General features: G+C 69.8%; 13 protein-coding genes. 12 read left to right on the top strand and 1 reads right to left on the bottom strand.

Annotated features, from left to right (window positions below):
• Window positions 1-50 precede the first annotated feature (50 nt).
• The 8 genes from dxr (at window position 51) to IPV09_RS09930 (ending at window position 11,286) form a co-directional block, all read left to right on the top strand.
• Window positions 51-1,280: a 1-deoxy-D-xylulose-5-phosphate reductoisomerase gene (dxr, locus tag IPV09_RS09965; RefSeq protein ID WP_207475092.1), complete on the top strand. Its 1,230-nt coding sequence runs from the start codon at window positions 51-53 to the stop codon at window positions 1,278-1,280.
• Entirely contained in the window at window positions 1,277-2,563 is a 1,287-nt protein-coding gene (locus IPV09_RS09960; RefSeq protein ID WP_207475091.1) for an RIP metalloprotease, read from the top strand. Before dxr ends, IPV09_RS09960 begins: the two co-directional genes overlap by 4 nt.
• A gap of 214 nt (window positions 2,564-2,777) precedes the next feature.
• A complete protein-coding gene (locus tag IPV09_RS09955; protein ID WP_207475090.1) occupies window positions 2,778-6,029 on the top strand; it encodes an ExeM/NucH family extracellular endonuclease in 3,252 nt (1,083 codons plus the stop codon).
• 84 nt (window positions 6,030-6,113) lie between these two features.
• Window positions 6,114-7,256: a flavodoxin-dependent (E)-4-hydroxy-3-methylbut-2-enyl-diphosphate synthase gene (gene ispG / locus IPV09_RS09950; RefSeq protein ID WP_207475089.1), complete on the top strand. Its 1,143-nt coding sequence runs from the start codon at window positions 6,114-6,116 to the stop codon at window positions 7,254-7,256.
• 1 nt (window position 7,257) lies between these two features.
• A complete protein-coding gene (locus IPV09_RS09945) occupies window positions 7,258-8,091 on the top strand; it encodes a GNAT family N-acetyltransferase (RefSeq protein ID WP_207475088.1) in 834 nt (277 codons plus the stop codon).
• 104 nt (window positions 8,092-8,195) lie between these two features.
• Window positions 8,196-8,675: a VOC family protein gene (locus IPV09_RS09940; protein ID WP_207475087.1), complete on the top strand. Its 480-nt coding sequence runs from the start codon at window positions 8,196-8,198 to the stop codon at window positions 8,673-8,675.
• 74 nt (window positions 8,676-8,749) lie between these two features.
• On the top strand, window positions 8,750-10,510 hold the full coding sequence (locus tag IPV09_RS09935; protein ID WP_207475119.1) for a proline--tRNA ligase: 1,761 nt from the start codon (window positions 8,750-8,752) through the stop codon (window positions 10,508-10,510).
• Window positions 10,511-10,512: 2 nt separating this feature from the next.
• Window positions 10,513-11,286, top strand: coding sequence for a sulfite exporter TauE/SafE family protein (locus tag IPV09_RS09930; protein WP_370590279.1), 774 nt, complete (start codon window positions 10,513-10,515; stop codon window positions 11,284-11,286).
• Window positions 11,287-11,321: 35 nt separating this feature from the next.
• On the opposite strand, the gene IPV09_RS09925 is transcribed toward IPV09_RS09930, so the two are convergent.
• Window positions 11,322-12,281, bottom strand: coding sequence for a hypothetical protein (locus IPV09_RS09925; RefSeq protein ID WP_207475086.1), 960 nt, complete (start codon window positions 12,279-12,281; stop codon window positions 11,322-11,324).
• A 122-nt stretch (window positions 12,282-12,403) separates the two neighbouring features.
• Here IPV09_RS09925 and rimP point away from each other — a divergent pair, with 122 nt between their 5' ends.
• The 4 genes from rimP to IPV09_RS09905 all read left to right on the top strand — a co-directional run.
• Window positions 12,404-12,994 carry a ribosome maturation factor RimP gene (gene rimP, locus IPV09_RS09920; RefSeq protein ID WP_207475085.1) on the top strand — a complete coding sequence of 197 codons (591 nt, stop codon included), beginning with the start codon at window positions 12,404-12,406 and terminating at the stop codon, window positions 12,992-12,994.
• Window positions 12,994-13,986 (top strand): transcription termination factor NusA, encoded by a 993-nt coding sequence (gene nusA / locus IPV09_RS09915; protein ID WP_207475084.1) that lies wholly within the window; start codon window positions 12,994-12,996, stop codon window positions 13,984-13,986. The genes rimP and nusA overlap by 1 nt, the downstream gene beginning before the upstream one ends.
• The gene (locus IPV09_RS09910; protein ID WP_207475083.1) at window positions 13,983-14,240 is read left to right on the top strand and encodes a YlxR family protein; all 258 of its coding nucleotides are present in this window, start codon (window positions 13,983-13,985) and stop codon (window positions 14,238-14,240) included. Before nusA ends, IPV09_RS09910 begins: the two co-directional genes overlap by 4 nt.
• Before the next feature lie 176 nt (window positions 14,241-14,416).
• Window positions 14,417-15,031: translation initiation factor IF-2 N-terminal domain-containing protein (locus IPV09_RS09905; RefSeq protein ID WP_207475082.1), on the top strand; the 615-nt coding region annotated here is incomplete at its 3' end.

Here is a 15,031-nt window from a genome sequence, read left to right as displayed (position 1 = left end):
GCCAAGAGCACCAAGAAGCACGCACAAAGACCCCGTGCCACACTTGACCCGTGGCAGACCAGCGCAGCGTCATCATCCTCGGCAGCACCGGCAGCATCGGCACACAGGCCGTCGACGTCATCTCGACTCGTCGTGACCAGTTCCGGGTGAGCGGTCTCGCAGCCGGCGGCTCCGACATCCCGACGCTGGCCGCCCAGATCCTGGAGCTGTCCCCGGACGTGGTGGCCCTGGCCCGTCCCACCGTCGTCCAGGACCTGCAGCTCGCCCTCTACGCCGAGGCCAGCAAGCGGGGCTGGAACAAGGGTGACCTGAGGTTGCCGCGGATCATCGCCGGCCCGCGGGCCGCCACCGAACTGGCCGGGATGCCCGCCGACGTCGTCCTCAACGGCATCACTGGTTCGGCCGGACTGCTGCCCACCCTGGCCACCCTGGCGGCGGGCACCACCCTGGCGCTGGCCAACAAGGAGTCCCTGGTCATCGGTGGACGCCTGGTCACCCAGGCCGCGGCCCCCGACCAGATCGTCGCCGTCGACTCCGAACACTCCGCCTTCGCCCAGGCCCTGCGCTCCGGCCGCCAGGACGAGGTGCGCCGACTCATCCTGACCGCGTCGGGTGGCCCGTTCCGCGGCAGGCGCCGCGACGAACTGGGCGCGGTCACCCCCGAGCAGGCGATGGCGCACCCGACCTGGGCGATGGGCAGGGTGATCACCATCAACTCCTCCACCCTGGTCAACAAGGGTCTGGAACTGCTCGAGGCCGGGCTGCTCTACGACGTGCCGCTCGATGACGTGGTGGCCGTGGTGCACCCGCAGTCGATCGTCCACTCCATGGTCGAGTTCCATGACGGGTCGACCATCGCACAGGTCTCACCGCCGGACATGCGGCTGCCGATCGCGCTGAGCCTGACCTGGCCCGACCGGATGGCCGGCGCCGCGACACCCAACGACTGGACCCGGGCGGCGTCCTGGACCTTTGAACCGCTGGACAACGAGGCGTTTCCCGCCGTCGACCTCGCCCGCCATTGCGGCATGCTCGGCGGCAGCGCACCGGCGGTCTTCAATGCCGCCAACGAGGAGTGCGTCGACGCCTTCTGCCAGGGCCGGCTCAGCTTCCTCGGCATCGTCGACACGGTCGCCCAGGTCGTCGAGGACCACGTCAACGGCCTCGGCGACGGACACCTCACCGACGACCAGTTGAGCGTCGAGGGCGTGCTCGCCGCCGACGCGTGGGCACGCGCCCGAGCACGTGAGCGGATCACCCGGGACGAGGGCGCAGCATGAGCGTGGTCATCATCGTGGCCTCGGCGCTGCTGTTCTTCGCGCTGATCATGGCCTCGATCGCGCTGCACGAGGTGGGGCACATGGTGCCCGCGAAACTGTTCGGGGTGAAGGTCACCCAGTACTTCGTCGGCTTCGGCAAGACCATGTGGTCACGCCGCCGCGGTGAGACCGAGTACGGGCTCAAGGCGATCCCGCTGGGCGGCTACGTCAAGCTCGTCGGCATGTACCCGCCCGCCAGGGCGCACCAGGGCAAGGTCGGCGCCGTCACTCGGCTGGCCGACAGCGCCCGCGAGGCCGAGTACCTCGACATCACCCCCGCCGACGATGGGCGGCTGTTCCACCAGAAGAAGACCTGGCAGAAGCTGGTCATCATGTTCGGCGGGCCGTTCATGAACATCCTGCTGGCGTTCCTGATCATTGGCACCGTCAACGGCGTCCACGGCCAGTACCGGCCGCAGCTGGTGGTCTCCACCGTCAGTGAGTGCGTCGTCCCGGCCAGCCGCAGCGACCGCACCTGCCAGGCCGGCGACCCCGCCGCCCCCGCCGCCCGGATGGGCCTGCGGGCCGGCGACCGCATCGTGTCGTTCAATGGCGTCACGCCGTCGACCTGGAACCAGTTCACCGAGCTGATCCGTGACAACCGGGACCGGCCCGCCACCGTCGTGGTCGAACGCGACGGCCAGCAGCTGACCCTGCCGACCACGCCCACCATGATCACCGGGGTCAGCGACAGGCTGAACCCGTCGCGCACCCTCGAGGCCGGCTTCCTGGGCGTCGGGCCCACCTACGAACGACAGACCACCGGGCCGATCGGCACCAGCCAGGACATCTGGCTGATGACCAAACAGTCGGTGGTCGGCCTGCTGAACTTCCCCGCCAAGGTGTGGAACGTGGCCGCCGACGTGGTCACCGGCCAGCCCCGCGACATCAACGGGCCCATGTCGATCGTCGGCGCCAGCCGCACCGCCGGCGAGATCACCGTCGAGGAGTCGATACCGGTCAACGACCGGGTCGCCAGCTGGTTCATGATGCTCGGCTCGGTGAACCTCTTCGTGGCGCTGCTCAACCTGGTGCCGCTGATGCCGCTGGACGGCGGCCACATGGCCGGAGCCATCTGGGAGGGGCTGCGCCGCTGGTGGGCCAGGCTGCGTGGCCGAGCCGACCCCGGCCACGTCGACACCGCCAAGATGTTGCCGGTCGCCTACCTGGTGGGAGGCTTTCTGGTGCTCGCCGGGGGAGTGCTGATCATCGCCGACATCGTCAGCCCCATCCAGCTTTTCTAGAGAGCTTTTCTGACGATCCGGACCGGGCAATCCGGCCCCGTTCCAGACAGCGGCCACCGGTGTCGTCCATAATCCGTGGAACCCCCGGCGAAGTCTGGGTGAATGGTCGGTGACACAGGGCATTGGGGCCCGCACCGGCCCTAGCCTCATGGTGTCGGGTGGCGCTTTCCCTGCTGTGCCCGAATCCCCTGTTCGACACCAGAAGGATGTCCCCATGTCAGTTCCCCTGAGCCGCCTGCGGGCGGTGACCGCCACCGCTGTTGCGGCTGCGCTGGTCGCCGCCGGGCTCGTGGCCACCACCACGTCCGCCTCCGCGGCCGCCGGCCACCTGCTCATCAACGAGGTCTATGCCCGGGGTGGTTCCGCCACCCAGCCCTACACCCACAAGTACGTCGAGCTGTACAACCCCACCTCGGCCACGATCAACCTGGGCGGGCTCAGCCTGCAGTACCGCTCGGCCACCGGCACGGCGGACGCCAACACCGCCGTCGCCCTGGACAACGTCGACCTCGCCCCCGGAGCCTTCTTCGTCCTGCAGGGCGGCAGCAACGGCAGCAATGGTGCTGCGCTGCCCACCGACAAGGTCAACCAGGTGGCCGCCGGCTTCAACCCCGGTGGTGCCAACGGCACCGTCTTCCTTGCCACTTCGGCGACCGCCATCAACCCGGACACCGCCCCTGGGCAGGTCATCGACAAGCTGGGCTTCGGCACCTCCAACTCCCCTGAGGGAACCGCCGCGACCTACACCGGCGGCAACAGCGACGCCGGCTCGCTGAACCGGCTGAGCGACAACGACACCAACAACAACGCCACCGACTTCGTCTTCAAGACCTCACCCACCCCCGGCACCATCAACACCGACCAGGTGCTGGGCAATGCCACCGGCACGCCCACCACCCCGGTGGAGACGCCGACCACCCCGACCACCCCCGGCACCATCACCCCGATCGCCGAGATCCAGGGCACCGGGGCCGCCACCGCCGGCGGCACCGTCACCACCAGGGGCGTCGTCACGGCCACCTACCCGTCCGGGGGTTTCAACGGCTTCTACCTGCAGACCCCCGGCTCGGGTGGCACTGCCAAGACCGCCGGTACCGACGCCTCGGACGGCATCTTCGTCTTCACCGGTGCCGCCCCCAGCGTCAGCATCGGGGCCTGCGTCGTCGTCACCGGCACCGCCACCGAGTACTTCACCCTGACCCAGATCACCGGCCCCACGATCAGCCCGGCCACCGAGGCCTGCGACCCGGTGGTGCCGACCGAACTGGCCACCCTGCCGGTCACCGACGCCGACAAGGAGGTCTACGAGGGCATGCTGGTGCTGCCCAAGGGCCCCTACACCATCACCAACAACTACGCCCTGAACCAGTACGGCCAGCTCGGGCTGGCCCAGGGCACCGAGCCGCTGAAGCAGGCCACCGACGTGGTGCCCTACCAGCAGGCCCCCGCCTACGAGGCCGAGCAGGTCAAGCGGGCCATCACCCTGGACGACGGCTCCTCGTGGGACTACCTGCGCAACGCCACGGCCCAGAACTCGCCGCTGCCGTACCTGTCGGCCGCGACCCCGATGCGCACCAACTCGCAGGTCACCTTCACCAAGCCGGTCATCCTGGACTACCGCTTCCAGTGGAACTTCCAGCCGACCGGACAGGTGGTCGGCGCCACCGCCGACTTCATCACCAGCGAGAACGACCGTCCGTCCACCGTGCCTGCCGTCGGCGGCGACATCCAGATCGCCAACTTCAACGTGCTGAACTACTTCACCAGCCTGGGCCAGGACGAGGCCGGCTGCCGCGCCTACACCGACCGTGAGGGCAACCCGGTGGGGGCCAACAACTGCCAGGTCCGTGGCGCCTACAGCCCCGAGGCGTTCGCCGACCAGCAGGCCAAGATCGTGGCTGCCATCAATGGCATGGACGCCGAGGTCGTCGGGCTGATGGAGATCGAGAACTCGGCCAACTTCGGCCACCCCCGCGACTACACCCTCTCGAAGCTCGTCGACGCCCTGAACGCCGACGACCCGACCAAGGGATGGGCCTACGTGCCGACCAACGCCGGCCAGGTGCCCTCCAACGAGGACAACATTCGGCTGGCGTTCATCTACCGGGCCGCCGAGGTCACCCCCGTCGACGGCTCGCTGATCCTGCAGGACCCGGCCTTCGCCAATGCCCGCCAGCCGCTGGCCCAGAAGTTCTCCGTCAACGGCTCCGACGTCGAGTTCGTGGTGATCACCAACCACTTCAAGTCGAAGGGTTCCGGTGACGACGACGGCACCGGCCAGGGCAATGCCAACCAGTCCCGCAAGGAGCAGGCCACCGCCCTGGCTGCCTGGGCCGACAGCGTGTTCGCCAACCAGGCCGTCTTCCTGACCGGCGACTTCAACGCCTACACCATGGAAGAGCCCATGCAGATCCTCTACGAGGCTGGCTACGCCAACGTCATCACCGACTGGCAGGCGACCTACCAGTTCAGTGGACGTCTGGGCTCGCTCGACCACATCCTCGCCAACGACGCCGCCCGGGCGCTCATCAGCGATGCCGCGGTGTGGGAGATCAACGGTGATGAGTCCATCGCCTTCCAGTACTCGCGTCGCAACTACAACATCACCGATTTCCATGCCGACGACGAGTTCGCCTCCTCCGACCACGACCCGGTGGTCGTCGGCATCACGGCCCCGGACACCACCCCGCTGCCGACCTACCCGGCCTCGGGCGTCTTCGGCGACCACGACGGTGACGGCGTCGCCGACATCTACGTGATCACCGCCTCGGGCACCCTGGAGCTGTGGAAGGGTTCGGCGACCTCGGCGAGCCTGCTCGGCACCCGCGGCAAGGGCCTGGCCAACGTGGTGGCCATCGCCCAGATCGGCGACTGGAACGGCGACAGGCGCTCCGACGCCCTGGTCCGTCCTGCCGACGGCAACCTGTGGCTCTACACCTCGGACGCCTCCGGCGCGCTGGTGGCGTACAAGCAGGTCGGGCAGAACTGGCAGGGGATGGACATCATCACCTACGTCGGCTCCCTCGACGGCTCCAGCGCCAGGTACGTGGTGGCCCGCAACAAGGACAACCACCGCCTCTACCGCTACACCCTCACCACCAACGGTCTGACCCGCGCCGCCATCATCGGCCAGAACTGGGACTCGATGAGTCACCTGTTCTCGGTGGGCGACTTCAACGGTGACGGACTGGCCGACCTGATGGGCATCCGCGCCTCCGACGCCACCCTGTGGCTCTACCTCGGGCAGCGCGACGGCCGGATCGGCTACGCCCGCCAGGTGGGTCGCCACTGGGACGGCTTCAAGGCCGCCTTCTCACCCGGCGACCTGAACAAGGACGGTCGCTTCGACCTGGTCGGGGTCGACGGCTCCGGCCGGATGTGGGGCTACCTCAACAATGGCAACGGGGGCTGGACCTACCAGCGCCAACTGGCTGACGGCTTTGCCACCGACAAGCTGTTCGCCTGACCCCAGCAACTGAGCGACGCCCGCGTCGCCCACGTCGGCCCCGCCACTTCTGTGGCGGGGTCGTCGTGCTAGTAGGGTGGAGCCATGAGCATTGATCTCGGCATGCCCGCGCGCCCGGCTCCAGTACTGGCCCCCCGTCGCAGGACTCGCCAGATCAAGGTTGGCAAGGTGATGGTGGGCGGGGACGCACCGGTGTCGGTGCAGTCGATGACCACCACCAAGACCACCGACATCAACGCCACCCTGCAGCAGATCGCCGAGCTCACCGCCTCGGGCTGCGACATCGTGCGGGTCGCGGTGCCCAGCCAGGACGACGCGGACACCTTGCCGATCATCGCCAAGAAGTCGCAGATCCCGGTGATCGCCGACATCCACTTCCAGCCGCGCTACGTGTTCGCCGCCATTGAGGCCGGCTGCGCGGCCGTCCGGGTGAACCCCGGCAACATCAAGCAGTTCGACGACAAGATCGCCGACATCGCCAAGGCCGCCGCCGACGCCGGCGTCTCGATCCGCATCGGCGTCAATGCCGGCTCCCTCGACAAGCGTCTGCTCGCCAAGTACGGCGCCCCCACCCCGGCGGCGCTGGTCGAGTCCGCGCTGTGGGAGGCCAGCCTGTTCGAGGACGTCGGCTTCGGCGACTTCAAGATCTCGGTCAAGCACCACGACCCGGTCGTCATGGTGCAGGCCTACGAAGAGCTCGCCAGCAAGTGCGACTACCCGCTGCACCTGGGCGTCACCGAGGCCGGCCCGGCCTTCCAGGGCACCATCAAGAGCGCCGTGGCCTTCGGGGCGCTGCTGTCCCAGGGCATCGGGGACACCATCCGGGTCTCACTGTCGGCCCCGCCCGTCGAAGAGGTCAAGGTCGGCATCAAGATCCTGGAGTCGCTCAACCTGCGCCCCCGCCACCTCGAAATCGTGTCCTGCCCCAGCTGCGGGCGCGCCCAAGTCGACGTCTACACCCTGGCCGAACAGGTCACCAAGGGTCTGGAGGGCATGACCGTCCCGCTGCGCGTGGCCGTCATGGGCTGCGTCGTCAACGGCCCGGGCGAGGCACGCGAGGCCGACCTGGGCGTGGCCAGCGGCAACGGCAAGGGCCAGATCTTCGTCAAGGGCGAGGTCATCAAGACCGTGCCCGAGGCCGAGATCGTCGAGACCCTGATCGCCGAGGCCAACCGGTTGGCAGCAGACATGCCCGAGGTGGGCGCACCCGACGTGACGGTCGGCTGACATGCGCACCCGGGTTCGGGTGCTCGGCAGACCCGACATGGAACAGGCGATGGCCCTGCTCAATGCCAACCCGATCGAGAACCTCTTCGTGCTGGCCCGGGTCGGCGCCTTCGGCCTGGAGCGGCTGGTGCTGGGCTGCGAGGTGCTCGGACTGGAGCGTGACGGCGAACTCGTCTCGCTGTGCCACGCCGGCTCCAACGTCGTGCCCGTCAGCGCCGACCAGGAGGCGACGCGGCTGTTCGCCGAGAAACTCGGCCCCCACCGGGTCGCCTCGTCCATCATGGGTCCCGCCGCCCAGGTCCGCTGGCTGTGGGAGGCGCTCAGCGCCCGCGGCGGCAGCTGGGCCCGGGTGCGCGAGGTGCGCGCCCGCCAACCGCTGATGGCCATCCGCGGCGAACCCCTGGTCGAGGGCGACCCCCGGGTCCGGACCATCACCATGGCCGACTTCGGCGCCTACTTCGAGGCCGCGGTGGCGATGTACACCGAGGAGGTCGGGGTCTCACCGCTGGAGGCCTCCGGCTCCTATCGTCGGTACGTGACCGAACTGGTCACCAGCGGACGCGCCTTCGGCATCGTCGAGGACGGCAAGGTGTTGTTCAAGGCGGACGTGGGCGCGGTCTTCGGGCCGTTCTGCCAGATCCAGGGGGTGTGGCTGGCACCCGAGTTGCGCGGGAAGCGGGCCTCGGTCCCTGCCATGGCGGCAGTGGTGCGGCTGGTGCGGCCCCGGTACCCGATCCAGTCGCTCTACGTCAACGACTTCAACACCCGCGCCCGGCGCCTGTACCAGACCGTCGGCTTCGACACCGTGGGCGAGTTCGCCACCGTCCTGTACTGAGCCAGCGGCCCTGTACTGAGCCGGCCGGCACCGCAGGGGTGTGCCCGACCGGCGGGACCGCACCAGTGGCTGCAACCGGGACCGACGAGTGGCACGCTGTGCCCATGAGTGACGTGACGAGACCGAGTGACGAGACGGCACCGACCCCCCGGGTGCGCACTGTCCAGGTGACCTTTGACTGCGCCGACCCCGACCTGCTGGCCCAGTTCTGGTGCGTGGCACTGGGCTACGAGATGGACCCCCCGCCGCCCGGCTTCGACTCCTGGGACACGTTCCTGGTGGCGCGGCACGTCCCCGAGGACATGTGGAATGCGCGCAGCGCCTGCTCCGACCCCACCGGGGTCGGGCCGCGCCTGTTCTTCCAGCGGGTGCCGGAGGGCAAGCACTTCAAGAACCGGGTGCACCTGGACGTGCGCGCCGCTCCGGGTCTGCGCGGGGACGAGCGGATGGCGGCGCTGCGGGCCGAGGCCGACCGGCTCGAGGCCGAGGGCGCGTTCCTGGTGGGCGTGATGCCGGCGGAGATGGGCAGTGAGGCCTTCATCGTGATGACCGACCCCGAGGGCAACGAGTTCTGCCTGGACTGAGCAGGGACACCGGTTCGATAGGGTGACCCATGCCCACCCGGCTACGTTGAAAGGCACCACTCGTGATCACGCGGATGTCGTCCCTGTTCGTGCGCACCCTGCGCGAGGATCCTGCCGATGCCGAGGTGCCCAGCCACCGCTGGCTGGTGCGCGCCGGTTACATCCGACGCGCCGCCCCTGGCATCTACTCGTGGCTGCCGCTGGGCCTGAGGGTGCTGCACAAGATCGAGACCATCGTGCGTGAGGAAATGGTCGCCATGGGGGCCCAGGAGGTCGCCTTCCCGGCCCTGCTTCCCCGCGAACCCTACGAGCAGACCAACCGGTGGACCGAGTACGGAGACAACCTGTTCACCCTGAAGGACCGCCGCGGCAACGACCTGCTGCTGGGCCCGACCCACGAAGAAATGTTCACCCTGCTCGTCAAGGACCTGTACCGCTCCTACAAGGACCTGCCGCTGAGCCTGTTCCAGATCCAGACCAAGTACCGCGACGAGGCCCGTCCCCGGGCAGGACTGCTGCGTGGCCGCGAGTTCGTGATGAAGGACTCCTACTCCTTCGACGTCGACGACGCCGGCCTGGAGGCCAGCTACCTGGCCCACCGCGACGCCTACATCCGCATCTTTGACCGGCTGGGCTTCGACTACGTCATCGTCCGCGCCGACGCCGGCGCCATGGGCGGGTCGGCATCGGAGGAGTTCCTGGCGGTCGCCGACAACGGTGAGGACACCTTCGTCCGATCGCCGGGCGGCTACGCCGCCAATGTGGAGGCCGTCCAGACCCCGGTGCCGGACGCGGTGCCGATCGACGGCCAGCCCGCCGCGCACGTCGAGGACACCCCCGACGCCACCACCATCGACGCCCTGGTCGCGCTCAGCAACCAGCGCTACCCGCGCCCCGAGCAGCCCTGGTCGGCCGCCGACACCCTCAAGAACGTGGTCTTCACGCTGCGCCACCTGGACGGCAGCACCGAGGCCCTGGTGATCGGGCTGCCGGGTGATCGTGAGGTCGACGCCAAGCGCCTCGAGGTCGCCGTCGCCCCCGCCGAGGCGCTGCCGTTCACCGACGACGACTTCGCCGCCCACCCGGCGCTGGTCAAGGGCTACATCGGGCCGGTCGACGCGGACGGCGCCGTGCTCGGCGCCTCAGGCACCAGCAAGGTCCGCTACCTGCTCGACCCGCGCGTGGTCGAGGGCACCCGCTGGATCACCGGCGCCAACGTCGAGGGCCGCCACGTCTACGACCTGGTCGCCGGCCGCGACTTCACCGCCGACGGCGTCATTGACGTCGCCGAGGTGCGCGAGGGAGACCCGGCCCCCGACGGTTCGGGACCGATGACCCTGGCCCGCGGCATTGAAATGGGCCACATCTTCCAGCTCGGCCGCAAGTATGCCGACGCCCTGGGCCTGCAGGTACTCGACCAGAACGGCAAGCTGGTCACCGTCACCATGGGCTCCTACGGGGTCGGGGTCTCCCGCGCCGTGGCCGCCATTGCCGAGGGCACCGCGGACGACAAGGGGCTGGCCTGGCCCCGCGAGGTCGCCCCCTTCGACGTGGTGGTGCTGGCCACCGGCAAGGGTGAGGAGATCGCTGCCGCCGCCGAGAAGCTCGCCGCCGACCTGGATGCGCGCGGCGTGGCCGTGCTGCTGGATGACCGCAAGGCCTCGCCCGGGGTGAAGTTCGCCGACGCCGAAGTGCTGGGCATGCCCACCAGCGTGGTGGTCGGCCGCGGACTGGCCGAGGGCACCCTCGAGATCAAGGACCGGGCGACCGGGGTGGCGCGCAGCGTCCCCGTCGAGGCAGCCGTCGACGAGGTGCTCGCCGAGATCGGACGCTGAGGGTGGACCTGGCCTGGCAGGTCATCACCTTCCTGGTGGTGGCCGCGCTGGTGGCTGGCTGGGTGGACGCGGTCGTCGGCGGCGGGGGGCTGATCCAGCTGCCCTCCCTGCTGATCGGGCTGCCCGAGGCCACGGTTCCGACGATCAGTGGCACGAACAAGATCTCATCGTTCGCCGGCACCCTGATGGCCACCGGGGTCTACCTGCGCAAGGTCAAGGTGAACTGGGCGCTGGCGTTGCCGCTGGTGGGGTCGGCCTACGTCGGCTCGACCATCGGGGCCGGGTTGGTGACCCTGATGCCGCGCGAGGCCTTCACCCCGATCGTGCTGGTGGCCCTGGTCGCGGTGGGCACCTACACGGTCCGCAGGAAGCAGATGGGTCTGGAGCACCAGCCGCGGCACTCCGGCGCGAAGATGGTGGCCCTGCTGGTGGCCATCGGCATCGTGGTGGGCGTCTACGACGGATTCCTGGGGCCCGGCACCGGCAGCTTCTTCGTCATCGGGATGGTGGCACTGCTCGGCTACGGCTTCCTGCAGGCCTCGGCGATGGCGAAGCTGGCCAACCTCACCACGAACCTGGCCGCCATCATCGTGCTGCGCCACGACATTGACTGGACGATCGGGCTGGCGATGGCCGCGGCCAACCTGACCGGCGGCTTCCTCGGGGCGCAGATGGCGGTGCGGTTCGGCAATGCGTTCGTCCGCAAGGTCTTCCTGGTCGTGATCGCCATCCTGGTGGTGCGCCTGGGCTGGGACACCCTCACCATCCTGGTCTGAGGGTCCGCCGCCGTCCGGGGTCAGACCGAGCCGGGTCACGCCCAGCCAGGGAAGAAGGTGGTTGCCGCCCCCCGCGACGCCACCACCCTGCCCTGGCCCACCATGTCGGTGATCGCCTGCACCCGGCGCGACGGGGCACTGGCCCCGATCACCGGCGCCGCGGCGGTGAACACCTGGTGCTCGACCAGCGTCCAGGTGCCGGCGACGTCGGAGACGGTGACCGACGGCCCCGGCAGGTCGTAGCCCGGCAGCGGCCCCACCGGGTCACCGCCCAGGCTGCGGACCAGCGCCTGCTGGGCGGTCACCAGGGTGCGCACCTGGGCCAGCCGGTTCCGGTACGGGGTGCGGGCCTCACCCTCGTTGACGCCGATGCCGACCTCCAACAACTGGGCCAGCGAGTGCAGGTGGGCCAGTACCACATTGCGTGCCGCGACCTCGCTGCCGATGGCCACTTCGCCAGGTGGCGGCCCGGCGACCGGCGCCGGGCCCCCCGGCGCCTCGTGCAGGGCGGTGGCCACGGCCATCGACCCCCACAGCATCGCCAGCGCGGGTGTCGCCGCGTCCCGCGACCTGGTCGCGTGGGCGGCGGCGAGCGCGGCGGCGGCCTGCTGGAAGCCGGCTGGCCCCGCTGTCGCGACGGGTGTGGAGGCGGGCGTTGCCCGGGGGGTGAACCACGGGGCCGGGCTCGTCCGGCCGGCCAGCGGATGACGCGCGCTGATCACGGCCAGGTGGGCGGACAGCATGGTGGTGACGCCCTGGAGCCACGGCGCCCCGACACTGGTCGGCAGCCCTGCGGCCAAGCGCTGCACGGCGGCCACCTCATCGGCCGCCCGCACGAACGCCGGGTCGGGGGAGGGCACCGGCGGGGGAGTGCCACCGGCGGTCCCGTGCACCACCGGGTCGGTCAGCCGGGTGCAACCGGCCAGCACCGCACCGGCGGGTGCCGCGACGAGCAGGCCCAGCAGGTGGCGCCGGTTCAGGCGCGTCATCGACATGACCCCGAGCCTAGCGAGTGGGCGCCGACCGGCAGTCCCGAGGCGCTCTGCGCGGCTATGCTTGGTCATTCACAACTGCACAACAACACAACACACAAACGAATGAAGGGCACCCGACTGTGATGAAGGAAGACGCCATCCGGGCGCTGCTGGAGCCCCTGCTCGACGCCGCGGGGCTGGAACTGGACAACCTGTCCATCATCGCGGCCGGTCGCCGCTCCGTGCTGCGCATCGCCGTCGACGGTGAGGGCCCCAAGGGCCGAGGGCCGCTGCTCGACGACATTGCCCGCGCGACCCGCGCCATCTCCGAGGCCCTGGACGAGTCCCCGGCCGTCGGCAACAACCCCTACACCCTCGAGGTGTCCAGCCGCGGCACCAGCACCCCGCTGACCGAACTGAAGCACTTCCGTCGCAACCGGGGACGCCTGGTCAAGCTGGTCCTGGTCGACGGCGAGTCGCTGACGGCCCGGATCAAGAGCGTCACCGACGCCACCATCACCGTCGAGTTCACCCCCGAGCAGACCAAGCAGGTCAAGCACCCCAAGCCGGAGCTGCGCGAGCTGGGCCTCGACGACATCACCAAGGCGGTCATCCAGGTGGAGCTGAACCGTCCCTTCGACCCCGAGCTGGACGACGACAGCGACGCCGACGACGACAGCGACGCCGACGACGCCGATGCCGCTGACGACGCAGATGACGAGGAGACCCACTGATGGACATCGACCTGAGTGCACTGCGGGCGATCGAGCGGGACAAGGAGATCCCCCTGGACTACCTGGTCCGGGCGATCGAGGACGCCATGCTCAATGCCTACGACAAGACCGAGCACCATGCCGCCGGTGCCCGCGTGGAACTCGACCGCAAGACCGGCAAGGTCAGCGTGCTCGCCCCCGAGCGTGACGAATCGGGCGCGGTCATCGGCTGGTACGACGACACCCCCGCCGACTTCGGACGGGTCGCCGCCGCCACCGCCCGCCAGGTGATCTTCCAGCGGCTGCGCGAGGCCGAGGACGACCAGAAGTACGGCCGCTTCATGGCGTCGGAGGGCGACATCCTGACCGGTGTCATCCAGCAGGACCGCGACCCCCGGGTGGTGCGCGTCGACCTGGGCGAGATCGAGGCGATCATGCCGGCCGCTGAACAGGTGCCCGGTGAGGACTACAGCCACGGCAAGCGTCTGCGCGTCTACGTGGTGGCGGTCCGCAAGGAGCTGAAGGGTCCCCAGGTCACCGTCTCGCGGACCCACCCCGGCCTGGTCCGCAAACTGTTCGCGCTGGAGGTGCCCGAGATCGAGCAGGGCATCGTCGAGATCATGGAGATCGCCCGGGAGGCCGGGCACCGGACCAAGATCGCGGTCCAGTCCAAGCGCCCCGACGTGTCCGCCAAGGGTGCCTGCATCGGCCCGATGGGCCAGCGGGTGCGGGCGGTGATGCACGAACTGAACGAGGAGAAGATCGACATCATCGACTGGTCGGACGACCCGGCCGAGTTCGTCGGCCAGGCCCTGTCCCCGGCCAAGGTGTCCAGCGTGACCGTGGTCGACCCGGCCGCCCGGGCGGCCCGGGTGGTCGTCCCCGACTACCAGCTGTCGCTGGCCATCGGTCGTGAGGGCCAGAACGCCCGGCTGGCGGCCCGCCTGACCGGATGGCGCATTGACATCCGCCCCGACACCGAGCCGCAGGACGGCCCCGCCGGGGCGCAGTGACACCCCAGCGCACCTGCGTCGGTTGCCGCGCTGTCGTGGACCAGGCCGAGGTGTCCCGCTTCGTCCTGGCCGAGGGTCGGCTGCTGCCCGACCCCGACCACCGGCAGCCGGGACGCGGGGCCTGGCTGCACCCCCGCGGCGACTGCCTGGAGCTGGCGATCAAGCGCGGCGGGTTCGCCCGAAGCTTCCGCCGCAGCGTCGATGCGAGTGTCCTGCAGGACTCCCATTGGCCGGATGGGGCCCCGGGGCGCTAAACTGACCGATGCATCCGAGTTTCTTTGTGCTCGGAGCTTTCCGACCTCGTCGCCGCCAGGCGACGTGAACCAGAAGGTGGGCTCACGCTCATGACCACTCGATGAGTACCCAGCAATGAGCAAGAACAACAACTAACTGGTTCGGTGACCCAAAGACCCGGACCTGAAGGAGAGTAGTGGCCAAGGTCCGCGTCTACGAGCTCGCGAAAGAGCTCGGACTCGAAAGCAAGGATGTACTGGAGAAGTTGAAGGGCATGGGCGAGTTCGTCCGCTCCGCTTCCTCCACCGTTGAAGCCCCGGTCGTCCGGCGTCTGAAGGACGCCGTGGACACCGAGGGCAAGGGCGCCACTGGCGCCAAGGAATCCTCCTCCACCGACACCAAGCCCAGCCCCAGCCCTGCTGGTGCTGCCCGCCCCGGTGCACCCCGTCCCGGTGCTCGGCCGTCTGCCGCGCCGCGTCCCGGTGCCTCGGTACCGCGTCCCGGTGGCGCCAAGCCCGCTGCAGCGACCCCCGTCGCCGCCGAGCCGGCACCTGTCGCCCAGCCCGAGGCCTCAGCCCCGGTCGCTCCGGTTGCTGATGCCGAACCCGTCGAGGTCGAACGTCCCGCTGCCCCCCAGGGTGCCGGTGACAACCCGACCCCGCCGCGTCCCGGCGCAGCCCCCCGTCCCGGTGCCGCCTCGGCACCTCGCCCGGGCACCCCGCGCCCGGCCGCCGCACCCCGTCCCGGGGCCGCAGAGGCCCGCGGCACCCAGCAGCAGCGACCGGCGACCGGTGGTCGTCCGGCCCCGCGT

It is taken from the genome of Tessaracoccus sp. SD287, assembly GCF_017355265.1.
GTDB lineage: Bacteria > Actinomycetota > Actinomycetes > Propionibacteriales > Propionibacteriaceae > Aestuariimicrobium.
This window is presented reverse-complemented; position numbering and strand designations above follow the sequence as displayed.